The sequence below is a fragment of the Nocardioides hungaricus genome, assembly GCF_054782915.1.
The window spans coordinates 14,578-36,401 of the sequence record NZ_BAAGRO010000045.1 but is presented as its reverse complement, the minus strand read 5'-3'; the positions used below and the strand labels follow the sequence as shown (position 1 = coordinate 36,401).

The window sequence follows — 21,824 nt, the reverse complement described above, 5'->3', positions numbered from 1 at the left end:
CAGCCAGGAGGCACCCCATGGCCGTCGACCTCGACGCCATCCGCGCGTTCATCACCGCCGGCGAGCACGACCGGGGGCTCGTCGAGCCCGACATCCCCTTCACCCGCGAGGAGTACGCCGCGCGGCTGGACAAGCTCCGCGCGGCGATGACCGAGGACGGCATCGACACGGTGATCCTGTCCTCCCCGGAGGCGATGTGCTGGCTCAGCGGCCTGTCGCTGCGCTGGTACAAGTCGCACGCTCCGCGCCAGTGGCGGCCGCTGACCTGCATCGCGGTGCGCGCCGACAGCGACCGCTTCATCCAGTTCGAGGGCTACGAGCACGAGGAGATGATCCGGCGCACCTCGATCGCCGAGGACATCCGGCTGCTCCCGCGCTATGAGCGCGCCGGCATGCTCGACTTCATCGTGCGCGAGCTCGACGCGGAGGGCTGGCTGGACTCCACGGTCGGCGTCGAGAAGTACAGCTACGTGCCGAACCCGGCCGTCGCCGCCCAGATCGACGCCGCTCTGACGGCGAGGGGCTCGACCGTCGTCGACGCCACCGACGCCGTACGCCGGGTGCGGCGGCTCAAGTCGGCCGCCGAGATCGCCTACATCGAGAGGGCTGCCGAGATCTGCGACGCCGGCATCCTGCATCTCCAGCGAGTGCTGGCGCCGGGCATGACCGAGCTCGAGGCATGGGCCGAGATGGTCAAGGCGATGGCCGAGGCCGGCGGCGAGCCCGCCGCGCTGCACGAGCTCGCCGTCGTGACGACACCTGCGGGCGGCCTGGGCCACCACATCGCCGGACGCCGGGTCATCGAGGCGGGCGACTGGATCGAGGTCGACCCGTGCGGCGTCTTCAACCACTACCACGCCAACCGCAACGCGGTCTTCTACCTCGGAGAGCCTCCGCAGGTCGGGGTGGATCTGATGAGCGTCCTCGCCGACGCCTACGACGTACTCACCTCGACCGCGACGGTCGGCACCCCGGTCGCCGACGTCAACCGGGCCCTGCGCGAGTACTACCAGGAGGTCGGGGTCTGGGACCTGAACAGTCAGTACTGGGTCGGCGGCTACGAGCTCGGCATCAGCTTCCCGCCGGACTGGGTCGGGGAGTGGCTGTTCACCGTCAACTCCGAGGACGCCGAGGGCGTGATCGAGGACGGGCTGGTCACCAACTACGAGAGCATCATCGGCCTCGCGCTGCTCGACACGGTCGTCTACCAGACCTCCGGCACGCGCACCCTGTCGAGGATCCCCTACGAGATCCTCGCCGTGCCGGTCTGACCCCGTACTCAGAAGAGCCGGGGCAACCGCGCGTCCGGCCAGCGCACCTGCGCCACCGCCGCGCGGGCGGCCTGGAGCCAGGTCTGGTCGGGCGGACGGATCGTCAGGGCGGCGGTGGCGCCGCCGGCGCGCAGGGCGACCTCGCGGACGTCCTGGGCGGGCCGGCCGACCGGCACGGTGAGCGTGCCGGTCGCCCGCGTCGAACGCGGGGGCACGGTGACGAGCATCCGGCCGAGGTCGCTGCGGACGACGACGCGGGTGGGCCGGTCACTCGGTCGGTCGAGGCGCACGCCGATGCGCGCCGGCACCGCGAGCAGCGGTGACGCGGTGACGGTCGTGTCGCCGATCGAGACGACGGGCGGCGGGTCGTCGTCGCGCACGCGCACCTGCGCCTGTGTGCTCCGGCCCGGACGGACGCCACGGCCGCCGGTCACCTCGAAGCCCCGCTCCTCGACCGCCTCGTCGACGCGGTCCTGCCTCGCACGGAACCAGAGCCCGGCGGACCGCTGTCCGCGCGGGATCGTCACCGCGCCGGCGGTGGTGCGCACGCGGACCGCACGGCTGGTCGGCCGGTCGAGCCGGACGGTCAGCCGCACCCGCTCGCCCTCGCGGATGCGCGAGCGCTCGGCGCCGATCGTCGCGAGCGGGACCGGCGGCACCGGTGCGCCGTCGGTGCCGAGCGAGGCGAAGCAGTACCCGCGCCGCCGCAGTGTCGTGACCACACCGGGCACCGCCGCGAGGCTCGCGGGGGAGTTGGTGACCCCGTCGTGCTGGAGCCCGGAGAGGGGACGACCGTCGACTGGTGGGTCCCCGCCCGCTGACTCGCTCCCGCGGATGTCCGCGTCCGTTCGCGAGCGCCCATCGACCCCGGCCGGACGGGCCCTTGGTCCCTACGCCGCCCGCGCCGCTCGGCCGAGGATGAGAGGGAGGCCAGGAGTGGCCGTCGGCTGAGGAGGAGGCCATGAACGCCAGCACCGGCACGGTGGTCGTCGGCGTCGACGGCACCGCCGCGAACGGCGGCGCCCTGCGCTACGCGGTCGAGGAGTGCCGGCGCTCCGGCGGACCGCTGAGGCTCGTCCACGTCGTGCCCGACTACGTCCCCATCTCGCCGCTGGTGCCACTGACACCGGGCGAGCTGACCGAGGCCGGCACCGCCGTCCTCGCCCGGGTCGAGGACGAGGTGCGCCGGCGGGCGCCGGACCTGCGGGTCGACGCCTGGCTGCGCCACGGTCTGCGGTCGACCGAGCTCATCCGGGCGGCCGAGCGCGCGCGCGTCCTGGTCCTCGGCCGGGACGACCGGCCCCTCCTGCACCGGGTGGTGGGCGGGGACACCGCGACCCGCACTGCGGCCCGCGCGCCCGTGCCCGTCGTCGAGGTGCCGCCGCGGTGGCACGAGGACGGGGACGAGGACGCCGCGCAGGAGCACGGCGTGGTGCTCGTCGGGGTGAAGTCGCCGGCGCACGCCGACGAGCTGCTCGGCCACGCGGTCGAGGTGGCCGCGGCACGGGCCGCCAAGCTCGTCGTCCTGCACGCCTGGCGCCTCCCGAGCGCGTACGACGACATCATCGAGGCGCGCGTCGCCCAGGAGCGGCTCGAACGCGAGGGCACCGCCGAGATGGAGGGGCTGCTGCGGCCGTGGCGCGCGGCGTACCCGGGCGTCGAGATCGAGGTCCGCATCGTCCACGACCGCCCGGGCCACGCCCTGGTCGAGGCGTCGGGATCGGCTGACCTGCTGGTCATCGTGCGCCGATGCCACGGGGTTCCGTCGGCCATGCATCTGGGGAGCACGGCGCGTGCGGTGCTCCGCACGGCGGAGTGCCCCATCCTGGTCGTCTCGCCGACAGAGGTCCCGGAGCTGCCCGCGCTGGTCGTGGAGGCCGAGGGTCAGCTCCTGAAGTGACCCGGGAGGAGTCGTCGTGAGGTCGAACGAGCTCGGAGTCGTCGTCGCCGTCGGGCCCGAGGGGGTGCGGGACGGCGCCTTGGACTTCGCGGCCGGGGAGGCGTTGCGCCGCGGCACCGGGGTCGAGCTGCTGCACGTCGTGCACTCGATGGTCGCCCTGCCGTCGTTCCCCGGCGAGGTCCAGTCGCTCGACCTGGCGCTGCAGCAGGTCGGCCGGTCCGTCCTGACCGACGCGGCCGACCGGATCCGGCCGCGGCTGGACGGCGAGGTGCCGGTGGGCACCGGGCTGCTGACCGGGCCGGTCGCCGCGACCATCGCGGACCGGGCCGGCGGGCGCGACCTGGTCGTCCTCGAGCGGCGGGCGCGCGATCGGCTCGAGCGGCTGCTGACCATGTCGACCTCCACCCGGGTGGCCGCGCACGCGGCCGCGCCGGTGGTCGTCGTGCCGGCCGGCTGGACGCCGGCCGCCGGGGAGCTCCCGGTGACGGTGGGCGTCGACCGCCCCGCGGACCCGGTGGGCCAGGTCGAGGCCGCGGCGGCGTACGCCGCGGCGAGCGGCCGGGAGCTCGCGGTCCTGTTCGCGATGTGGCTCGCGGAGCCCTACCAGGACACGCTGCTCGTCGACCGCACCCGCAGGCAGTGGACGCTCGAGGCCGACGCGGAGCTGCGCGCGGGCCTGGCCAGGCTCGATCCGGGCACCGGGATCACCCGTGCCGTGCGGTGGGCGCGACCCGCGGACGCGCTGGTCGCCGCCAGCCGCCGCTCGGTGGTCGTCGTGCTGAGCCGGCGCCCCGAGCACCGCCGTCACGGCGTCCATCTCGGACCCGTCACCCGCGCCGTCCTGCGGCACGCGGAGTGCCCCGTGATGGTCGTCGACCGGACCTGAGGAGGACCCATGAGACCGACGTCGATCGTTCGCACCGCCCGAGCGCTGGTGGCACCGGGCAAGGGGATCCTCGCCGCCGACGAGAGCACCCCGACCATGGCCAGGCGGCTGGCGGCCGTCGGCCTGGAGTCGACCGAGCCCGTGCGTCGCGACTACCGGGAGCTGCTGCTCACGACACCGGGCCTCGCGGAGCACATCAGCGGGGTCATCCTCTTCGACGAGACGATCCGGCAGCGCGCGGGCGACGGCACGTCGTTCGCGCGGGTCCTGCTGGACGCCGGCATCCTGCCGGGGATCAAGGTGGACGCCGGCACCACGCCGCTCGCGGGCTTCCCCGACGAGGTGGTCACGCAGGGCCTCGACGGGCTGCGCGAGCGGTTCGCGGAGTACGTCGACCTCGGGGCCCGCTTCGCCAAGTGGCGCGCCGTCGTCCGCATCGGCCCCGGTCGGCCGTCCGCGACGTGCATCCAGACGAACGCCCACGGCCTGGCGCGGTACGCCGCGCTCGCCCAGGAGGCCGGCCTCACCCCGATCGTCGAGCCGGAGGTCCTCATGGACGGGCCGCACTCGATCGAGCGGTGCGCCCGGGTGACCGCGACCGTGCTGCGCGCCGTCTACGACCAGCTCGCCCGGCACCGGGTGGACCTGGAGGGCACCCTGCTCAAGCCCAACCTGGTGCTGCCGGGATCGGAGTCCGCCGAGCCGGTGAGTGACGAGGCGATCGCGCGGCGCACCCTCGACGTGCTGCGCGACTGCGTGCCAGCGGCCGTGCCCGGCATCGTGTTCCTCTCGGGCGGGCAGACCGAGCAGCAGGCCACCGCACGGCTCGACGCGCTGAACCGGCACCTGCCCCAGCCCTGGGAGCTGAGCTTCTCCTTCGGCCGGGCGCTGCAGGCTCCCGTGCTGCGGGCCTGGCAGGGGGACGACGCCAACCGGGAGGCCGCGCAGCGGGTGCTGCTGGAGCGGGCGGCGCTGAACGGCGCGGCGCGGTACGGCTCCTACGAGCCCGCGATGGAGCTCCTGGCCGGCGCCCGCTGACCTCGTCCGGCACGACGGCGGGCGGCCCCGCCCACCGCGGTAGGGTCCCGGGCCGGCCGGGGGAGGGCCGACGTCCCGGTCCCGGGCCGGACCGGTCGACGACTCAGTCGAGGCGGACCCGCTCGTCGGGCCGCGGGACGACCGCGCACCAGCCCAGCTCGTCGCCGATCCGCCGGGCCAGGGCGGCCGACGCGCGGGGCTCGCCGTGCACGACGTACACGACCTCCGGCGGGCTCGCCGAGGCCAGCCAGCCGATCAGCTCGTCGGCGTCGGCGTGCACGGAGAACGCCGGGACGTCCACGACCTCGGCCCGCACGGGGACGTACCGCCCGTGCATCTTGAGCTGGCGTACGCCGTCCAGGAGCTGTCGACCACGGGTGCCGACGGCCTGGTAGCCGGTGAGAACGACGCAATTGCGCGGATCGGGCAGCTGGTGGGCGAGGTGGTGCACCACCCGGCCGCCGGTGGCCATGCCGGAGGCGGAGATGACGATGCAGGGCGCCGAGGGCCGGTTGAGCCGGATCGAGCCGGCCGCGTCGGGGACCGCGTGCAGCCCGAGCCCGTCGATCGCGACCCGGAGGTCCGGGGAGCCCGGCGGTTGGGGCGGGCCGGCGTCGAAGGCCCGACGGTAGACGGCGAGGGCGGCCAGGGCCATCGGGCTGTCCAGGTGGACCGGGACCCGCGGGATCCGCCCGCTCGCCATCAGCCGGTGCAGCTCGATGATCACGAGCTCGGTGCGGTCGACCGCGAAGGCGGGGATCAGCACCGAGCCGCCGCGCCCGATGGTGCGGCGCACGGCGTCGGCCAGGAGATCGGGGTCGGCGGGCGGGTGCCGCCGGTCGCCGTAGGTCGACTCGACCACGACCGTGCCCGCGACCGGGCGCGGGCCGGGCGGACGCAGCAGGGGGTGGGTGCCGCGGCCGAGGTCGCCGCTGAACACGACCCGACGGCCGTCGACGTCGAGCAGCGCGCACGACGACCCGAGGATGTGCCCGGCGGGGGTGAGCAGCGCGGTGACGCCGGGCGCCAGGTCCAGCCCGGTGTCGTGCTCCACCGGGGCGAGCAGCGGGAGGGTGTGCTCGACGTCGCCGAGGTCGTAGAGCGGCAGAGCCGGGCGGTGCTTGGAGTAGCCGCCCTCGTTGGCGAGCCGCGCATCCTCCTCCTGCAGGTGGGCGCTGTCGCGGAGCACGATCGCCACGAGCTCGGCGGTCTCCGGCGTGCACCGGATGGGCCCCCGGAACCCGTCGCGCACCAGGCGCGGGAGGTAGCCGCAGTGGTCGAGGTGGGCGTGGGTGACGACGACCGCGTCGAGGTCCGCGGCGGCCAGGCCGATCGGCTCCCAGTTGCGGCGCCGAAGCTCCGCGAGACCCTGGTAGAGGCCGGCGTCGACGAGGACGTCGCCGTCGAGGGCCGAGACCGCGAACCTGCTGCCGGTCACCGTGCCGGCGGCGCCGAGGAAGGAGAGCATCGGGCTGGTCATGGCCCCACCCTCGCCGCCGAGGCCCCGCGCGGACAGGGCGGTTGGTCCGGCGGACGCGATGACCTTCGGCCCTGCTCCCGGCCCGTCCACGACGACAGCGTGGAGGGGAGGTTGCTCGTCCGGGTCGCGCGCCCGACACTCGGCATGATGACGGGAGGCCGACGATGGCTGCGGGGTCGATGCGGTGCTGGGTCGTCGAGCGGCCCGGCCCGATCGCGACCGGCCCGCTCCGGCCGGCCGTGCGCCCGATCCCCGAGCCCGGGCCCGGCGAGGTGCTCCTCGACGTCGAGGCCTGCGGTGTCTGCCGGACCGACCTCCACCTCGCCGAGGGCGACCTGGCGCCGCGTCGTGCCGGCGTCGTCCCCGGCCACCAGGTGGTCGGCCGGGTGCGCGAGTGCGGCGTGGACGCGCACCGGTTCCGGGTGGGCGACCGGGCCGGCGTGGCCTGGCTGCGCGGGACCTGCGGGTCCTGCCGGTGGTGCCGCAGCGGCCGCGAGAACCTCTGCCCGGCCTCGGCGTACACGGGCTGGGACGCCGACGGCGGGTTCGCGGAGCAGGCCGTGGTGCCCGAGGCGTTCGCCTACCGCCTGCCCGCGACCGTGCCCGCGGCCGAGATCGCGCCCCTCCTGTGCGCCGGCATCATCGGCTACCGGTCGCTGGTGCGGGCGAGCCTGCCGCCGGGCGGGAGGCTGGGCCTCTACGGCTTCGGGTCGAGCGCGCACATCACCGCGCAGGTGGCGCTCGCCCAGGGCGCGGAGCTCTTCGTGATGACCCGCGGGGAGGAGGCCCGGGCCCTGGCCTGGGAGCTCGGCGCGGCGTGGGTCGGTACGTCGGACGCCCGGCCGCCCGAGCCGCTGGACTCCGCCATCGTCTTCGCGCCGGCCGGCGACCTCGTGCCGGTCGCCCTCGAGGCCCTCGGCCGCGGCGGCACCCTCGCGCTGGCCGGGATCCACATGTCGGACGTGCCGCGCCTGGACTACCAGCGCCACCTCTTCTACGAGCGCGACCTGCGGACGGTCACCTCGAACACCCGCCGCGACGGCGAGGAACTGCTCGGCCTGGCCGGCCGGCTGGGCGTCCGGGCGCACGTCGTCGCCTACCCGTTCGACGAGGCGGACCGCGCCCTGGCCGACCTGGCCGCGGGCCGGTTCGGCGGCTCGGCGGTGCTCGTGGCCGGCTGACCGAAGGTCCGTCCCGGGCCCGGGACGAACGCTGCGGTGTCCGCGCCCTCGGCGGTGACCTCCGGCGCAGGCCGGCGATGACCTTGGCCCCTGTGCCCGGGACCGTGCCGGGAGTGTGCTGGAGGAGACCTGGAGGAGACCTGGAGGAGACCTGGAGAGGAGCACGACATGCAGAGCGTGGAACGCCGCACCGGCCAGTCGGTCCTCGGTGAGGTCATGACATGGCTCGGCGCCGAGACCGAGCCGGAGGTGCGGGTCGAGGAGTGGATCGAGGACGGCCGCCGGATCATCCGCGCGGACATCCCGGGCGTGGATCCGCAGGAGGACATCGAGCTCACGGTGGACGGGAGCACGCTGCACCTGCGCGGTCAGCGCCGCGAGGAGGAGCACGACGAGTACCACACCGAGCTCCGGTACGGCAGCTTCGAGCGGCTCATCGCCCTTCCGCCCGGAACGACACCCGAGGACGTCCGCGCCAGCTACGCGGACGGCGTCCTCACGGTGTCGCTGCCGGCGCGGACTCGCCCGGCGCCGACGCGGATCCCGGTCACGCACCGGGAGCTCCCCGTGGAGTGAGTCCCCGGCGTCCGGGTGAGGAGTCGGCCCCCGCGACACGCCGCGGGGGCCGTCGCCGCAGCCACGACGAGAAGTGGAGGTGGAGGAGATGTTCGCAGCAGTGGGTGACCGGATCATCGTCCGCAGCGCCCGGACCGGCGGCCCGGTCAGGGACGGCGAGGTGGTCGGGGTGCGCCGGCCAGACGGCGCGCCGCCGTACGTCGTGCGCTGGTCGGACTCCGACCACGAGAGCCTGTTCTTCCCCGGGCCGGACGCCGAGGTGCACCACTTCGACGGTCCGCGCGCCGGCGGCTGAGGGCGCCGGTCAGCGGCGCCGCCGGCCGAGCCGGTAGAGCTCGTCGACGCCCCAGACGACCACGGGGAAGCAGGCGAGGATCGCCAGCTCGGGGAGGCGCAGGGGCCGCGTCCCGAGGACGGCCTGGGCGGCCGGCAGGTAGATCGCCACGGCCGTCACGGCGACCTCGAACGCGATGCCGGCCAGCAGCAGCCGGTTCGACAGCGGCCCGACGGCGAGCAGGGACACCCGGTCGGTCCGGGCCGCCAGCGCCGTGCCGACCTGGCAGGCCACGATGCCCGCGAAGGTCATCGTGGTCGCGCGCAGGTAGGTCTCGTGCAGCGCGCTCCCGGGACCGGTCGGGTCGCCGGGCCGCCAGCCGGCCGACCACAGCACGCCGAGGAAGCCGAGCACGACGAGGACGGCCGAGGTCACGCCGAGCACGGCCCACGCGCGGAGGAGCATCTGTCTGGTGATGATGCCCTCGCGGCGCTCCCGCGGCGGACGGGACATCAGCCCGGGCTCCGGGGCCTCGCGCCCGAGCGCCAGTGCCGGGAGCGTCTCGGTGCCGAGGTCGATCATCAGGATCTGCACGACGGTCAGGCCGAGGGGGATCGCGCCGCCCGAGAGCGCGAACAGCAGGAACGGCAGGATCTCCGGTACGGCGTGGGCGAAGATGTAGAGGATGAACTTGCGGACGTTGTCGTAGACCCGCCGCCCCGACTCGACCGCGCTGATGATCGTCGCGAAGTCGTCGTCGGTCAGCACCATGGTGGCCGCCTCGCGGGCGACGTCGGTGCCGCCGCGGCCCATCGCGACGCCGATGTCGGCCTTCCGCAGCGCGGGCGCGTCGTTGACCCCGTCGCCGGTCATCGCCACGACGTGCCCGGCCGCCTGGAGCCGGCTCGCGATCCGCAGCTTGTCCTCGGGCGAGCTGCGGGCGAACACGATCTCCCGGCCCCCGGCGAGCAGCGCGTCGAGCCGCTCGTCGTCGTAGGTCTCGAGGTCCGCGCCCGAGACCACCTCGGGCCGGCCGCCCCGGCAGATGCCGGCCGAGGCGGCGATCGCGGCCGCGGTGGCCCCGTTGTCGCCGGTGATGACGTGGACGGTGATCCCGGCGTCGTGGGCCCGCGCCACGGCGTCCGGCACCGCGTCGCGGATCGGGTCGGAGAGGGCGACGAAACCGAGCAGCACCAGGTCGCGCTCCACCTCGGCGCGCTCGGGCGGCCCGCCGGGCGGCGCGATGTCGCGCCACGCGCACGCGATCAGCCGCAGCCCGCGTCCGGCCAGCTCGCGCAGGCGCGCGTCGAGCGCCTGCCGGCCCGAGGTCGTCAGCGGGTCGGTGGTGCCGTCGGGCAGCAGCACCGAGGCGGACCGGTCGAGCACCGCCTCGGGCGCGCCCTTGGTGAGGATCAGGTCGTCGCCCGGCTCGGCCGGCACGATGACCGACATCAGCCGCAGCCGCGGGTCGAAGTGGTACGTCGCGTCGCGGCGCTCCGGCGGCGGCGCCGCGCCGCCCAGTTGCTCGGCGGCGCGCAGCAGGGCGAGCTCGGTGGGGTCCCCGATCCCCGAGGCGACGTCCGCCGTGGTGCACGAGCCCAGCACCCGCGCCAGGGCCGCGCGCACGAGGGGCTCGGGCGAGTGGCGTGCGGTCGCGTCCCAGGTGCTGTGCAGCTGCATCCGGTTCTGGGTCAGCGTGCCGGTCTTGTCCGTGCAGATCACGTCGGTCGAGCCGAGGGTCTCGACCGCGCTCAGCCGCTTGACGAGCCCGCCCCGGCGCGCGAGGTCGGCGACCCCGACGGCCAGCGCCAGGGTGATGGTCGGCAGCAGGCCCTCGGGGACGTTGGCGACGAGCAGCCCGATCGCGAACACGGCGGCGTCCGCGAGGCCGAGACCCGAGAGCGTGCCCAGGGGCAGGAAGGCGAGCCCGACGCCGACCGCGACGGCGGCGATCAGCCAGGCCACCCGGCGCACCTGGCGCTCGAGGGGGCTGGGCTCCTGGGTCGTGCGTCCGCTCAGCCCGGCGATCCGGCCGAGCTCGGTGGCCATGCCGGTCGCCACGACGACGGCGGCTCCCTCCCCGGACGTGCAGGTCGTGCCGGAGAGCAGGACGTCGGGGGCGTCGACCAGGCGGTGTGCGTCCACGGGCGAGTCGGCCGAGCGCACGACCGGCACCGACTCCCCGGTGACGGCGGAGAGGTCGACCTCGACCGTGCCGGCGATCAGCTTGGCGTCCGCGCAGATCGCGTCGCCCTCCTCGACCACGACGACGTCGCCCGGGACGATGGCGCGTGCCTCGACGGCAGTACGCCGCCCGTCCCGGAGCACCACCGCGCGCGGCGGCAGGTAGGCGCCGAGCGCCGCGACGGCGTGCTCGGCGTGGCGCTCCTGGACCAGCGCGAAGGCGGCGTTGAGGGCGATCACGAGCAGGATCGCGACGCCCAGGACGACGGCCTGGGTGCCGAGCGCCAGGGCGGCGGCGAGCCAGAGCAGCAGCGCGAGCGGGTGGACGAGCTGGCGGACCAGGGCGCCGAGGAACGACGGCCCGCCGTGCGCGACCAGCTCGTTGGCGCCGTACCGCTCCAGCCGCGCGGCCGCCTCGGCGGCACCGAGCCCCTCGGACGTGGTCGTGAGCTCGGCGAGCACGGCCGGGAGCGGCCGCAGCAGCAGCTCGGGTCCCATGGGCCCCACGGTCACACCGCGGGCCCGGCCGCACCGCGGCCGGAGGTCCCGTCGAGCGTGAGTCCATCGGCCCTACGTGGCGGGCCGGGGCCCGAGGACCGTGGGGGGCATGAGAACGTACCGGAGCGCGTGGCAGGCGGTGGTCGCGATCCTGGCGACGGTCGCCCTGGTCGCCGGAGGTGTCGGCATCGGCTGGCCCGCGATGCTCGGTGCGGTCGCCGCGATCTCCGTGGCGGTCGCCGTGACCGCCTTCTCGTGGGTCGAGGACCCGCAGCGGCGGTGGCGAGTGGTCGGCCAGGCCGCGCTCTGGTCCGCGGTCGGGGCCACGATGCTCCTGGGACTGCCCCGGCTGATGGGGCCGTGGTCGCTGCTGGTGCTGGCCGTGCTCGGCGCCCTGTGCCCGCTCCTGCTCGAGTGGCTGGCCGGCCGCCTGCCCGGGCCCCGACCGGTGCGCACCGCCGTCCAGGTCCAGCGGCTGCCGGCCCGCGAGCTCGAGCGGCGGTGGCACCGGACCGGCCGGGAGCTGCGCGAGGGCGGCGACGCGGCGGCCGCGCTCGTCCTCGTGCAGGAGCGCGCCCTCCTGCTGGACGAGATCGAGCGCCGGGACCCGCAGGGCTTCGAGGCGCTGCTCGTGCGCGCCGGCTGGCGCGAGCCGCAGGACCGGTAGACATCGATCGAGGCAAATCGAGGCTAAGGAGAGTCGGAGCATGTACGCGTTCAAGGGCGACCGGATCATCGTGCGGGAGCTTCCCGCGACGGTGCGCGTGGCGGAGGTGATCGCCGGCGACCACCGCGATGGCCACCCGCCGTACTGGGTCCGCTGGCAGGACTCGGGACACGAGACGCTCATGTTCCCGCCGGTCGACGCCGACATCGAGCACGCCGGCCCGAGCTACCCGCCGGAGTACGACGCGGAGTAGTCCTGCCTCGTCACGGTCAGATCTCCTCGGGCACCATCGAGATCGCGCCCGCGGGGCACTCGGCGGCGCAGATGCCGCACCCCTTGCAGTAGTCCAGGTCGATGACGTACGGCGTGCCGGCCTCGCCGGTCTTGAGCACCGCGTTGTCCGGGCACATCCCGAAGCAGTTGTCGCAGGAGAAGCAGGTGCCGCAGGACAGGCACCGGCGCGCCTCGTAGAGCGCGGTGTCGACGTCGAGCCCGCGGACCACCTCGTCGAAGGTCGAGGACCGCCGCGCGGCCTCGAGCACCGGGCGGTGGGCGCGCGGCGCGTCGGTGTAGTACCAGGTGTGCAGGCGGTCGTACGTCGCCGGCGCGGGCCCGGGTGCGGCCGGCTGGTCGTCGCCGCGCAGCCAGGCGTCGATGCCTGCGGCCGCGCGGCGCCCGTGGCCGATCGCGACCGTCGCCGACCGCTGGTCCGGCACCACGTCGCCGCCGGCGAACAGGCCCGGCCGGCCGGTCATCAGGCGGTCGTCGACGGCGAGGACGCCGTCGCGGTACTCCAGGCCGGGCACGCCGTCGAGGAACGCCAGGTCGGCGTCCTGGCCGAGCGCCAGCACCAGCGCGTCGGCCTCGAGCCGCTCGAAGCGGCCGGTGGGCTGCGGGAACCCGGCGTCGTCGAGCTCCATGCACTCGAGCGTGAGGCCGTCCGCGTCGACGCCGGCGACGGTGGAGAGCCAGGTGAACCGGATGCCCTCGGCCTCGGCCTCGCCGACCTCGCTGGGGTGTGCGGGCATCCGGTCGCGGGTCCGGCGGTAGACGACGACGGCGTCCTCGGCGCCGAGCCGGCGGGCGGTGCGCGCGGCGTCCAGGGCGGTGTTGCCGCCGCCGTACACCGCCACCCGGCGGCCGAGCCGGGGCGGCTCGCCCTCCGCGACGTCGTGCAGCATCCGCACCGCGTCGACCACCCGCGCCGCGGAGCCGGCGGGCAGGTAGGCCCGCCGGCCGAGCTGGGCGCCGACGGCGAGGAAGACGGCGTCGTACCGGCCCTCGCGCCAGACCGCCTCGAGGTCGGTCACCGGCGTGTCGAGCCGCAGGTCCACGCCGAGGGCCAGGAGTCGGTCGACCTCGGCGTCGAGCACGTCGCGGGGGAGCCGGTAGGCGGGGATGCCGTAGCGCATCATGCCGCCGGGCTGCGCGGCCGCCTCGAGCACGGTGACGCCGTGGCCGAGCCGGACCAGGTGGTAGGCGGCCGAGAGGCCGGCCGGCCCGGACCCGACCACGAGCACCCGCCGCCCGGTCGGCGCGGCGTCGACGGTCGCCGTCCAGCCGTTGCGGATCGCCTCGTCGCCGAGGAACCGCTCCACCGAGTTGATGCCGACGGCCTCGTCGAGCGTCGCCCGGTTGCAGGCGGTCTCGCACGGGTGGTAGCAGATCCGGCCCATCACGGCCGGGAACGGGTTCGTCTCCATGATCCGCCGCCAGGCGCGCTCGTAGCCCGCGCCGCCGTCCTCGGCGTCGCGCAGCCACTCGCGCACGTCCTCGCCGGCCGGGCACCCGCTCGCACACGGCGGCTGCAGGGTCACGTAGACCGGCCGCTCGGTGCGCCAGCTGCCGGTGTGGTTGGCGCGGCTGCTGCCGACGTCCAGGGTGATGGCGAACGGGTGCTTCATGGCTGCTCCTCAGGCCTCGTCGGGCAGCAGCCCGAACCGGTCGATGTTGCGGTCCGCGCCCGCCTGGATGCGGGCGACCAGGTCGGGGCGGGGGCAGTCGCCGAAGAGGTGGGCGTAGCGGCCCTGGAGCCGCAGGTACTCCTCGACCGGCACCCGGTGGCGGATCGGCGTGGCCGCGGTGACCTCGCCGTGCTCGGCCTCGAACAGCGGGAAGAGCCCCGACTCGGTCGCGAGCCGGGCGAGCCGGACGGTGTCGTGCGCCGCCGCGGCCCACCCCAGGGGACACGGGACGAGCACGTGCAGGTAGCGCGCGCCGTGCAGGCCCATCGCCCGGGCGACCTTGCGCTCGAGGTCGCGCAGGTCCGCCACGGTCGCGGTCGCGACGTACGGGATCTCGTGCGCCATCGCGATCAGCGGCGCGGACTTGCCCTGGCCGAACCGGGCGCCGGGCGGCTCGCCGAGCGCCGCCGTCGTCGCGGTGCGCGCGGCCGGGGGCGTCGCGCCGGAGCGCTGGACGCCGGTGTTCATGTAGCCCTGGTTGTCGTAGCAGACGAAGAGCACGTCGTCGTCGCGCTCGAACATGCCCGACAGGCAGGCGAACCCGATGTCGACGGTGCCGCCGTCGCCGGCCTGGCCGACGACCCGGGTGCCGCGCCCGAGCGCCCTGAGCCCGGCCGCGGCCCCGGCGGCGACCGCCGGCGCGTTGCCGAAGAGCGAGTGCAGCCAGGCGACCTGCCACGACGACTCGGGGTACGGCGTGGAGAACACCTCCAGGCAGCCGGTGGCGTTGACGGTGACGACGTCCCCACCGGCGGCGCGGACCGCGGCGTCGAGGACGAACCGGGCGCCGAGCGCCTCGCCGCAGCCCCGGCAGGCCCGGTGGCCGCAGGTGATCGCGTTGGCGCGGTCGGGGTGCGACTGCACCGAGTTGTCGTCGGGGTCGAGCAGCCGGTTGCCGGCGGCGAAGGTGCCGATCTGGTAGAGCCTGGTCTCGTGCACGGGGTCCTCCTCAGCCGGCCTCGGCGGCCGCTGCCCGCGCCAGCAGCGCGTGGTCGAGATCGGGGAAGTGCAGGGTCCCCGGCTCCATCCGCCCCGCGATGGCGTCGAGGAGGAGGCGGCGGACCCCCGCCCGCCGCACCGGGCGGCCGCCCAGGCCGGCCACGGTCTCGACCACCGGCACGGACGGGTCGGGCAGCGAGCGCCGTACGTCGCGGCCGACGATGCTGCCCGCGCCGGGGCTGAACGCGCGCTCCAGCACCACCACCCGCCGGGCGGCGGCGAGTGCGTCCCGGACCGCCGCGGCCGGCCAGGGGCGGAAGCAGGTGAGCGCGACGCAGCCGACGGCGACGCCCTCGGCGCGGAGCTCGTCGACGACCTCCTCGGCGACGCCGGCGGCCGAGCCGAGGGTGACCAGTACGGTCTCGGCGTCCTCGGTGCGGTAGGAGTGCAGCAGCCCGCCGGACGGGCGGCCGAAGTCGCGGGCGAAGTCGGCGGCGATCGCGGGCACCTCGACCAGAGCCCGCTGCAGCCGCTGTTCGGCCAGGTAGCGCACCTCGGTGAACGCCTCCGGCCCGACCATCGCGCCGATCGTCACCGGATCGGCCGGGTCCAGCACCTGCCGCGGCCGGTACGGCGGGACGAACGTGTCGACCTGCGCCCGGCCGGGCACGTCGACCTCCTCGGTGGCGTGGGTGAGCACGAAGCCGTCCAGGCACACCATCACCGGGACCGAGAGCCGCTCGGCCAGCACGAAGGCCTGGACGTGCAGGTCGGCCGCCTCCTGGACCGACGCCGCGTGCAGCTGGATCCAGCCGGCGTCGCGCAGCGCCATCGAGTCGGAGTGGTCGTTCCAGATGTTGATCGGCGCCCCGACGGCCCGGTTCGTCACCGTCATCACGACGGGGAGGCCGAGGCCGGCGGCGTTGAACACCGCCTCGGTCATGTAGAGCAGGCCCTGGCTGTTGGTGGCGGTGTAGGCGCGGGCGCCGACCGCGGAGGCGCCGATGCAGGCGGACATGGCGCCGAACTCCGACTCCACCGTCAGGTACTCGCACGGCGCGAGCTCGCCGGTGCGCACCAGGTCGGAGAGCGCCTCGACGATGTGGGTCTGCGGTGAGATCGGGTACGCCGCGACGACCTGGGGGCGGCACCGGGCCACCGTGCGGGCCACCGCCTGCGATCCCTCCAACTGCTCACGCATGGACGACCACCCTCGCGTGGGCGCGGACGGCGGCCTCGACGTTCGCCTCGGCGAGGGGGCCGGTGAACCGCCGGCGGACGGCGTCGACCACCGCCTCCAGCGACACGACCCCCGTCACGCCGGCGAGCGCTCCGAGGAGGGCGGTGTTGGGCAGCGGGCGGCCCAGCACCTCACGGGCGAGGGCGGTGGCGGGCAGCGTCATGACCCGGCCGAGGTGGTCGAGCCCAAGCTCCGCGGGGGAGCGCGCGGTGTTCACGAGCACGTACGTCGCTGGCGTCACGCCGTCGAGCACGGGCACCACGGGCAGCAGTGTCGGGTCCTGGACCACGACGGCGTGCGGCTCGTCGATCGGCTCGTGGAAGCGGATCGGCCGGTCGTCGATGCGGCAGTACGACGTGACCGGGGCGCCGGTGCGCTCCGAGCCGAACGTCGGGAACGCCTGGGCGTGGTGTCCGCTGTCGAAGGCGGCGACCGAGAGCATCTCGGCCGCCGTCACCACGCCCTGGCCGCCCCTGCCGTGGAACCGGACGTTGAACACGGTCTCACCGCCCGGTCCCGACCATCCGGACCAGGTCGACCAGGCGGCAGGTGTAGCCCCACTCGTTGTCGTACCAGCCGAAGACCTTGGCGAAGCTCCCGCTGGCCTGGGTGAGGGCGGCGTCGAAGACGCACGAGGCCGGGTCGCCGATCACGTCCGAGGACACGATCGGCTCGGTCTCGTAGCGCAGCCGGCCGGCCAGGGGGCCGCGCTCCGAGGCGGTCGCGAAGGCCGCGTTGACCTCCGCGGGCGTGACCGCGCGGTCGAGCAGGACGGCGAGGTCGACCAGCGAGCCGTCGACGACGGGCACGCGCAGCGCGACACCGTCGAGGCGGCCGGCGAGGGCGGGCAGGACCTCGCCGACGGCCCTGGCGGCGCCGGTGGTCGTGGGCACGATGTTGACGGCGGCCGCGCGCGCCCGACGGGCGTCCTTGTGTGGTCCGTCCAGGATGTTCTGGTCGCCGGTGTAGGCGTGCACGGTGGTCATGAAGCCGTGGCTCACGCCGAACGCCTCGTGCAGCACCAGCACCATGGGCGCCACGCAGTTCGTGGTGCAGGAGGCGTTGGAGAGGATCCGGTGCCGGGAGGGGTCGTAGCTCCCGTCGTTGACGCCCAGCACGATGGTCGCGTCGACATCCTTGCCGGGAGCGGAGAGGATGACCCGGTCGGCGCCGGCGGCCAGGTGCGCCGCGAGCGTGTCGCGGGTGCGGAACCTGCCCGTGGACTCGACGACGACCTCGACGTCGTGCTCGGCCCAGGGGAGCGCGGCGGGGTCGCGCTCGGCGCCGATCGCGATCCTCCGCCCGTCGACGAAGAGCTGGCCGCCGTCGATCCCGATGCCGCCGCGGAACCGGCCGAAGGTGCTGTCGCGGCGGAGCAGTCCGGCGATCGCGCCGGGGTCCGCGACGTCGTTGACCGCCACCACCTCGATGTCGTCGGTCTCCTCGGCGAGCCTGAGGAAGGTCCGGCCGATGCGTCCCATGCCGTTGATGCCGACGCGCACTGTCATGGTGGTCTCCTTGGGATGACGAGCCTTGGGATGACGAAGGAGTGCCGCTGCGCCTCCCAGACTCCCGACCCGGGCTCGGGCGAGGCAGGGCCGAAGGTCACCGCGGCCCTCGCCGTTCTGCCCGGGCGTCGGCTGGTCCCGTGGCGCGGGCGGTCCCGGCTCACCGGTTGAACAGCGCGACCTTCAGCGCGCCGCTCTCCTGGGGACGCGAGAACACGTCGTAGGCGTCCTGGATCTCCTCGAGGCCGAACCGGTGGGTGATCAGTCCCTCGGTGTCGAGCCGTCCGTCGGCGATGAGCCGGAGCAGGGTCGGGGTCGAGAAGGTGTCGACGAGCCCGGTCGTGATCGTGACGTCGCGGATCCACAGCGACTCCAGGTGCAGTGTGGCGGGAGCGCCGTGGACGCCCACGTTGGCGACCGTCCCGCCGGCGCGGACGAGCTCGGTGCACAGCTCGAAGGTCTCGGGCCGGCCGACCGCCTCGATCGCCGTGTCGACGCCGTCGGCGGCCTCGCGCGCCTCGGCGGCGGTGGCGACCGCCTGGTCCGCGCCGAACCGGAGCGCGGCCGCCCGGCGTTCGGTGGCGGGGTCCACCACGACGATGCGCGAGGGGCTGAGCAGCCGTGCGGTCATGACCGCGGCCAGGCCGATCGGGCCGGCGCCGACGATGGCCACCGCGGACCCGGGGGCCACGCGCCCGTTGAGCACCCCGACCTCGTACGCCGTGGGCAGGATGTCGGCGAGCAGGAGGGCCTGCTCGTCCGAGACGCGCTCGGGGAGGTGGTGCAGGGCGCGGGCGGCGTACGGCACGCGGACCCGTTCGGCCTGGGTGCCGTCGATGAGGTGGCCGAGGACCCAGCCGCCGCCGGCCAGGCACTGCCCGTCGCGGTTCTCGCGGCAGTAGCGGCACCGGCCGCAGCCGGTGATGCAGGAGATCAGCACCCGGTCGCCGGGCGCGAACCCGACGACGCCGGCGCCCACCTGCTCGACGGTGCCCACGGCCTCGTGGCCGAGCACCCGTCCCGGGGCGACCTCGGGGACGTCGCCGCCGAGGATGTGCAGGTCGGTCCCGCAGATGGTCACCGCGTCGACGTGGACGACCGCGTCCTCGGGGTCGACGACGGCCGGGTCGGGGACCTCGCGCCAGACGCGGCGTCCGGGTCCCTCGAAGGTCAGTGCCTTCATGACGTTCTCCTCTCCAGGTCGATGACCGCCCGAGTCGTGCGCAGGATGCTGTCGGGGGTCAGGCTCATCGAGTCGATGCCGATCTCCACCAGGAACTCGGCCAGGTCGGGGTGGTCGGAGGGGGCCTGGCCGCAGATCCCGGAGTGGATCCCGGCCCGCCGGCAGCCCTCCACGGCGAGCTGGATCATCCGCTTCACGCCCGGATCCCGCTCGTCGTAGTCGAAGGCGACGACCGCGCTGTCGCGGTCTACGCCGAGCGTGAGCTGGGTGAGGTCGTTGGAGCCGATGGAGAGGCCGTCGAAGCGGGTGGCGAACTCGTCGACCAGCACGACGTTGTTCGGGATCTCGCACATCGCGTAGACCTCGAGGCCGTCGCGGCCCCGGGCGAGCCCCAGTTCGGCCATCCGGGCGAGGACGTGGTCGGCCTCCTCGAGGCGGCGCACGAACGGCAGCATCAGGACGACGTTGGTCAGCCCCATCTCCTCGCGGACCCGGCGCATCGCCCGGCACTCGAGGGCGAAGCCCTCCTCGTAGGCCGGGTGGGCGTACCGGGAGGCGCCGCGGAAGCCGAGCATCGGGTTCTCCTCGTGCGGCTCGAAGGCGGCGCCACCGAGCAGGCCGGCGTACTCGTTGGTCTTGAAGTCGGACATGCGGACCACGACCGGCTTGGGGTGGAAGGCCGCCGCGATCGTGCCGACGCCCTCGGAGAGCCGCTCCACGAAGTACGCCGCACCGTCGGCGTAGCCGTCGATCAGCCCGAGGACCTCCGCGCGCTCGGCCGCGTCGGCGACCCGGTCGGGATGGAGCAGCGCGAGCGGGTGCGCCCGCACCGACTCGCCGATGATGAACTCCATCCGCGCGAGCCCCACCCCGTCGTTGGGCAGCAGCGCGGTGCGGAACGCGAGGGCGGGGTTGCCCAGGTTGACCATGATCTTCGTCCGTGGGCGGGGCATGGCGCTGAGGTCGACCTCGTCGACGTGGAAGGCCACCGCGCCCGGGTAGACGTGGCCGGTGTCCCCCTCGGCGCAGGAGACGGTGACCAGGTCGCCGTCGCGGACGGCGGCCGTGCCCCGCTCGGTCCCGACCACCGCGGGGAGGCCGAGCTCGCGCGCGACGATCGCGGCGTGGCAGGTGCGTCCGCCGCGGTCGGTGACCACGGCGGCCGCGGTCTTCATGACCGGCTCCCAGTCCGGCGTGGTCGTCTCCGAGACCAGCACCTCGCCCGGGCGGAAGTCGGCGAGCTGGCGCACGTCGGTGACGACCCGGGCCGGGCCGACGGCGACGTGGTCACCCACGGCCCGCCCCTCGACGATCGACGCCGGGTGCTCGTCGACGACGAAGCGGCGCAGGGTGGTCGGCGCGGCCTGCGCCGCCGCGGTCTCCGGGCGCGCCTGCACGATGTAGGTGAGCCCGTCGACGCCGTCCTTGGCCCACTCGATGTCCATCGGCTGGCCGTAGTGGCGCTCGATCGCGATGGCGGCGCCGGCCAGCTCGAGCACCTCGTCGTCGGTGACGCAGAAGCGCCGCCGCTCCGGGTCGGGAGTCGCCTCGCTGCGCGTGCCGGAGGGGCCGGCGGCCACCAGGCGGACCGCCTTCTGGCCCAGCCGCCGCCGGAGCACCGCGCGGAAGCCGGCCTCGTAGGTCGGCTTGTGCACGTAGAACTCGTCGGGGTCGACGGCGCCCTGCACGACCAGCTCGCCGAGGCCGTAGGACCCGGTGAGGAAGACGACGTCGCGGAAGCCGGACTCGGTGTCGAGCGTGAACACGACGCCGGAGCTGGCGAGGTCCGAGCGCACCATCTTCATCACGCCCACCGAGAGCGCCACCTCGAGCTGGCCGAAGCCCTGCCGGTGCCGGTAGTGGACGCCGCGGTCGGTGAAGGCGCTGGCGAAGCACCGCCGTACGGCGTCGAGCAGCTGGTCCTCGCCCGCGACGTCCAGGTAGCTCTCGTGCTGCCCGGCGAAGCTCGCCTCGGGCAGGTCCTCGGCCGTGGCGCTGCTGCGCACGACGACGCGCAGGTCCGCGCCGTACCGCTGCCGCAGATCGCGGTAGGCCGCGAGGATCTCCTCCGCCAGGTCGGCGGGCAGGCCGGCGTCGTACACGAGCCGCCGGGCCCGGGCGGCCCGCGTCGCGAGCTCGGCCACGTCGTCGGGGTCGAAGCCCGCGAAGAGGTCCTCGAGGGCCGGCCCGGCGCCGCTCGCGTCGAGCACGTGGCGGTAGGCCTCGGCGGTGATCGCGAAGCCGCCGGGCACCCGGATGCCGGCCCCGGCCAGGTGCTGGTACATCTCGCCCAGGGAGGCGTTCTTGCCGCCGACCAGGGGGACGTCGGCCATCCCGATGCGGGCGAAGTCGAGGACTCGTGGGGAGCTCCACATGACGGCCACCTCAATCCAGCGCGAGGGAGGCAGTGCCTCCGGCCGGGTCGTTCTGCTGGAGGTCGGCGATCGTCGCGTCGAGCAGCTCGTGCACGAGCCCGGAGAGGGCGCGGCAGGCCGCGAGCTCGTCGCCGATCTCGGGGACGTCGTGGTCCCCGGGACGCCTCCGGGCGATGCCCACGTGCCGCAGCTCCGTGCCGGCGTCGGTCCGGAGCACGACCTCGGCCCGGGTACTGGTGTCCTGCTCGGACAGGTCGATGTGCATGTGCCAGGTCCGCGTGTGCATGACCGTCTCCCTTCTCTGGCCTTTCTCTGGCCCTTCCGGTCGCTGCCTCGAGCGTGACCGCGGCCGGGCGGCCCGGGAACGGCCCAGGGTCCCGCCCGCACCGGGACGTTCGGCCATGGGCCGCGTGCGCGTGCTGCGCTGTGCTGGGAGGACTGTGCTCGACGGGTCGACGGAAAGGAGGGCCGATCGATGGCAGACGACGGGTCCCGCGCGGTCGCCGGCGGCGGGGCGATCTACGCCCTGGGCATCGCCGGGGCCTGGGTGTGGTTCTGGCAGCAGGCGGACGGCCTCTGGTGGCACCTGCTGGCCGTCCTGGAGGGCCTGGCCTGGCCCGCCTTCCTGGTCTACGAGGCGTTCGCCGCGCTGGACTGAGC

The 21,824-nt window shown here is 75.0% G+C and carries 21 protein-coding genes; 10 read left to right on the top strand and 11 right to left on the bottom strand.

Annotated elements, in window-relative coordinates; all coding sequences use genetic code 11:
- Window positions 1–17: 17 nt before the first annotated feature.
- Window positions 18–1,271, top strand: coding sequence for a M24 family metallopeptidase (locus ACYVKX_RS16955; protein ID WP_460834844.1), 1,254 nt, complete (start codon window positions 18–20; stop codon window positions 1,269–1,271).
- Window positions 1,272–1,279: 8 nt separating this feature from the next.
- Here ACYVKX_RS16955 and ACYVKX_RS16950 read toward each other — a convergent pair whose 3' ends face one another.
- Entirely contained in the window at window positions 1,280–2,002 is a 723-nt protein-coding gene (locus tag ACYVKX_RS16950; RefSeq protein WP_460834841.1) for a hypothetical protein, read from the bottom strand.
- Between the two features lie 230 nt (window positions 2,003–2,232).
- On the opposite strand from ACYVKX_RS16950, the gene ACYVKX_RS16945 reads away from it, so the two are divergent.
- Genes ACYVKX_RS16945 through ACYVKX_RS16935 form a run of 3 tightly spaced genes read left to right on the top strand, consistent with a single transcriptional unit; the run spans window position 2,233 to window position 5,095 of the window.
- A complete protein-coding gene (locus tag ACYVKX_RS16945; RefSeq protein ID WP_460834838.1) occupies window positions 2,233–3,171 on the top strand; it encodes a universal stress protein in 939 nt (312 codons plus the stop codon).
- A gap of 16 nt (window positions 3,172–3,187) precedes the next feature.
- Window positions 3,188–4,057: a universal stress protein gene (locus ACYVKX_RS16940; protein ID WP_460834836.1), complete on the top strand. Its 870-nt coding sequence runs from the start codon at window positions 3,188–3,190 to the stop codon at window positions 4,055–4,057.
- A gap of 9 nt (window positions 4,058–4,066) precedes the next feature.
- On the top strand, window positions 4,067–5,095 hold the full coding sequence (locus ACYVKX_RS16935; protein ID WP_460834834.1) for a class I fructose-bisphosphate aldolase: 1,029 nt from the start codon (window positions 4,067–4,069) through the stop codon (window positions 5,093–5,095).
- Window positions 5,096–5,198: 103 nt separating this feature from the next.
- Here the strand turns inward: ACYVKX_RS16935 and ACYVKX_RS16930 are convergent, their stop codons facing one another.
- Window positions 5,199–6,575 carry an MBL fold metallo-hydrolase RNA specificity domain-containing protein gene (locus tag ACYVKX_RS16930; RefSeq protein WP_460834831.1) on the bottom strand — a complete coding sequence of 459 codons (1,377 nt, stop codon included), beginning with the start codon at window positions 6,573–6,575 and terminating at the stop codon, window positions 5,199–5,201.
- A gap of 164 nt (window positions 6,576–6,739) precedes the next feature.
- On the opposite strand from ACYVKX_RS16930, the gene ACYVKX_RS16925 reads away from it, so the two are divergent.
- From ACYVKX_RS16925 to ACYVKX_RS16915, 3 genes are all read left to right on the top strand, one after another.
- A complete protein-coding gene (locus ACYVKX_RS16925; protein WP_460834829.1) occupies window positions 6,740–7,756 on the top strand; it encodes a zinc-dependent alcohol dehydrogenase family protein in 1,017 nt (338 codons plus the stop codon).
- Window positions 7,757–7,924: 168 nt separating this feature from the next.
- Window positions 7,925–8,332, top strand: coding sequence for an Hsp20/alpha crystallin family protein (locus tag ACYVKX_RS16920; protein ID WP_460834827.1), 408 nt, complete (start codon window positions 7,925–7,927; stop codon window positions 8,330–8,332).
- A gap of 88 nt (window positions 8,333–8,420) precedes the next feature.
- Window positions 8,421–8,627, top strand: coding sequence for a DUF1918 domain-containing protein (locus ACYVKX_RS16915; protein ID WP_460834825.1), 207 nt, complete (start codon window positions 8,421–8,423; stop codon window positions 8,625–8,627).
- Window positions 8,628–8,636: 9 nt separating this feature from the next.
- Here the strand turns inward: ACYVKX_RS16915 and ACYVKX_RS16910 are convergent, their stop codons facing one another.
- Complete coding sequence (locus ACYVKX_RS16910; protein WP_460834823.1) at window positions 8,637–11,288, bottom strand: cation-translocating P-type ATPase; 2,652 nt, start codon at window positions 11,286–11,288, stop codon at window positions 8,637–8,639.
- Window positions 11,289–11,397: 109 nt separating this feature from the next.
- Here ACYVKX_RS16910 and ACYVKX_RS16905 point away from each other — a divergent pair, with 109 nt between their 5' ends.
- Both ACYVKX_RS16905 and ACYVKX_RS16900 read left to right on the top strand, forming a co-directional pair.
- Window positions 11,398–11,955, top strand: coding sequence for a hypothetical protein (locus tag ACYVKX_RS16905; RefSeq protein ID WP_460834821.1), 558 nt, complete (start codon window positions 11,398–11,400; stop codon window positions 11,953–11,955).
- Between the two features lie 40 nt (window positions 11,956–11,995).
- Entirely contained in the window at window positions 11,996–12,208 is a 213-nt protein-coding gene (locus ACYVKX_RS16900) for a DUF1918 domain-containing protein (protein ID WP_460834818.1), read from the top strand.
- A 16-nt stretch (window positions 12,209–12,224) separates the two neighbouring features.
- Here ACYVKX_RS16900 and ACYVKX_RS16895 read toward each other — a convergent pair whose 3' ends face one another.
- From ACYVKX_RS16895 to ACYVKX_RS16860, 8 genes are all read right to left on the bottom strand, one after another.
- Entirely contained in the window at window positions 12,225–13,859 is a 1,635-nt protein-coding gene (locus ACYVKX_RS16895) for an NAD(P)-binding protein (protein ID WP_460834815.1), read from the bottom strand.
- A gap of 9 nt (window positions 13,860–13,868) precedes the next feature.
- A complete protein-coding gene (locus ACYVKX_RS16890) occupies window positions 13,869–14,858 on the bottom strand; it encodes a thiamine pyrophosphate-dependent enzyme (protein ID WP_460834813.1) in 990 nt (329 codons plus the stop codon).
- 10 nt (window positions 14,859–14,868) lie between these two features.
- On the bottom strand, window positions 14,869–16,059 hold the full coding sequence (locus ACYVKX_RS16885) for a transketolase C-terminal domain-containing protein (protein WP_460834811.1): 1,191 nt from the start codon (window positions 16,057–16,059) through the stop codon (window positions 14,869–14,871).
- The gene (locus tag ACYVKX_RS16880; protein WP_460834809.1) at window positions 16,052–16,597 is read right to left on the bottom strand and encodes a 2-oxoacid:acceptor oxidoreductase family protein; all 546 of its coding nucleotides are present in this window, start codon (window positions 16,595–16,597) and stop codon (window positions 16,052–16,054) included. Before ACYVKX_RS16880 ends, ACYVKX_RS16885 begins: the two co-directional genes overlap by 8 nt.
- 4 nt (window positions 16,598–16,601) lie before the next feature.
- Window positions 16,602–17,606, bottom strand: a complete 1,005-nt coding sequence (gene gap, locus ACYVKX_RS16875) for a type I glyceraldehyde-3-phosphate dehydrogenase (RefSeq protein ID WP_460834807.1) — start codon at window positions 17,604–17,606, stop codon at window positions 16,602–16,604.
- 160 nt (window positions 17,607–17,766) lie between these two features.
- A complete protein-coding gene (locus ACYVKX_RS16870) occupies window positions 17,767–18,789 on the bottom strand; it encodes an alcohol dehydrogenase catalytic domain-containing protein (RefSeq protein WP_460834803.1) in 1,023 nt (340 codons plus the stop codon).
- On the bottom strand, window positions 18,786–21,164 hold the full coding sequence (gene ppsA / locus ACYVKX_RS16865) for a phosphoenolpyruvate synthase (RefSeq protein ID WP_460834801.1): 2,379 nt from the start codon (window positions 21,162–21,164) through the stop codon (window positions 18,786–18,788). Before ppsA ends, ACYVKX_RS16870 begins: the two co-directional genes overlap by 4 nt.
- A 10-nt stretch (window positions 21,165–21,174) precedes the next feature.
- Complete coding sequence (locus ACYVKX_RS16860; protein ID WP_460834799.1) at window positions 21,175–21,450, bottom strand: DUF1876 domain-containing protein; 276 nt, start codon at window positions 21,448–21,450, stop codon at window positions 21,175–21,177.
- Between the two features lie 189 nt (window positions 21,451–21,639).
- Here ACYVKX_RS16860 and ACYVKX_RS16855 point away from each other — a divergent pair, with 189 nt between their 5' ends.
- A complete protein-coding gene (locus tag ACYVKX_RS16855; protein WP_460834796.1) occupies window positions 21,640–21,822 on the top strand; it encodes a hypothetical protein in 183 nt (60 codons plus the stop codon).
- Window positions 21,823–21,824 lie beyond the last annotated feature (2 nt).

Excerpts from the sequence above, each read along its gene's own strand:
- ACYVKX_RS16900 (WP_460834818.1), top strand. The coding sequence starts at position 11,996 with ATGTACGCGTTCAAGGGCGACCGGATCATCGTGCGGGAGCTTCCCGCG.
- ACYVKX_RS16920 (WP_460834827.1), top strand. The coding sequence starts at position 7,925 with ATGCAGAGCGTGGAACGCCGCACCGGCCAGTCGGTCCTCGGTGAGGTC.
- ACYVKX_RS16930 (WP_460834831.1), bottom strand. The coding sequence starts at position 6,575 with ATGACCAGCCCGATGCTCTCCTTCCTCGGCGCCGCCGGCACGGTGACC.
- ACYVKX_RS16915 (WP_460834825.1), top strand. The coding sequence starts at position 8,421 with ATGTTCGCAGCAGTGGGTGACCGGATCATCGTCCGCAGCGCCCGGACC.
- ACYVKX_RS16905 (WP_460834821.1), top strand. The coding sequence starts at position 11,398 with ATGAGAACGTACCGGAGCGCGTGGCAGGCGGTGGTCGCGATCCTGGCG.
- ppsA (WP_460834801.1), bottom strand. The coding sequence starts at position 21,164 with ATGTGGAGCTCCCCACGAGTCCTCGACTTCGCCCGCATCGGGATGGCC.
- ACYVKX_RS16895 (WP_460834815.1), bottom strand. The coding sequence starts at position 13,859 with ATGAAGCACCCGTTCGCCATCACCCTGGACGTCGGCAGCAGCCGCGCC.
- ACYVKX_RS16910 (WP_460834823.1), bottom strand. The coding sequence starts at position 11,288 with ATGGGACCCGAGCTGCTGCTGCGGCCGCTCCCGGCCGTGCTCGCCGAG.
- ACYVKX_RS16855 (WP_460834796.1), top strand. The coding sequence starts at position 21,640 with ATGGCAGACGACGGGTCCCGCGCGGTCGCCGGCGGCGGGGCGATCTAC.
- ACYVKX_RS16885 (WP_460834811.1), bottom strand. The coding sequence starts at position 16,059 with ATGCGTGAGCAGTTGGAGGGATCGCAGGCGGTGGCCCGCACGGTGGCC.
- ACYVKX_RS16935 (WP_460834834.1), top strand. The coding sequence starts at position 4,067 with ATGAGACCGACGTCGATCGTTCGCACCGCCCGAGCGCTGGTGGCACCG.
- ACYVKX_RS16860 (WP_460834799.1), bottom strand. The coding sequence starts at position 21,450 with ATGCACACGCGGACCTGGCACATGCACATCGACCTGTCCGAGCAGGAC.
- ACYVKX_RS16870 (WP_460834803.1), bottom strand. The coding sequence starts at position 18,789 with ATGAAGGCACTGACCTTCGAGGGACCCGGACGCCGCGTCTGGCGCGAG.
- ACYVKX_RS16945 (WP_460834838.1), top strand. The coding sequence starts at position 2,233 with ATGAACGCCAGCACCGGCACGGTGGTCGTCGGCGTCGACGGCACCGCC.
- ACYVKX_RS16925 (WP_460834829.1), top strand. The coding sequence starts at position 6,740 with ATGGCTGCGGGGTCGATGCGGTGCTGGGTCGTCGAGCGGCCCGGCCCG.
- ACYVKX_RS16955 (WP_460834844.1), top strand. The coding sequence starts at position 18 with ATGGCCGTCGACCTCGACGCCATCCGCGCGTTCATCACCGCCGGCGAG.
- gap (WP_460834807.1), bottom strand. The coding sequence starts at position 17,606 with ATGACAGTGCGCGTCGGCATCAACGGCATGGGACGCATCGGCCGGACC.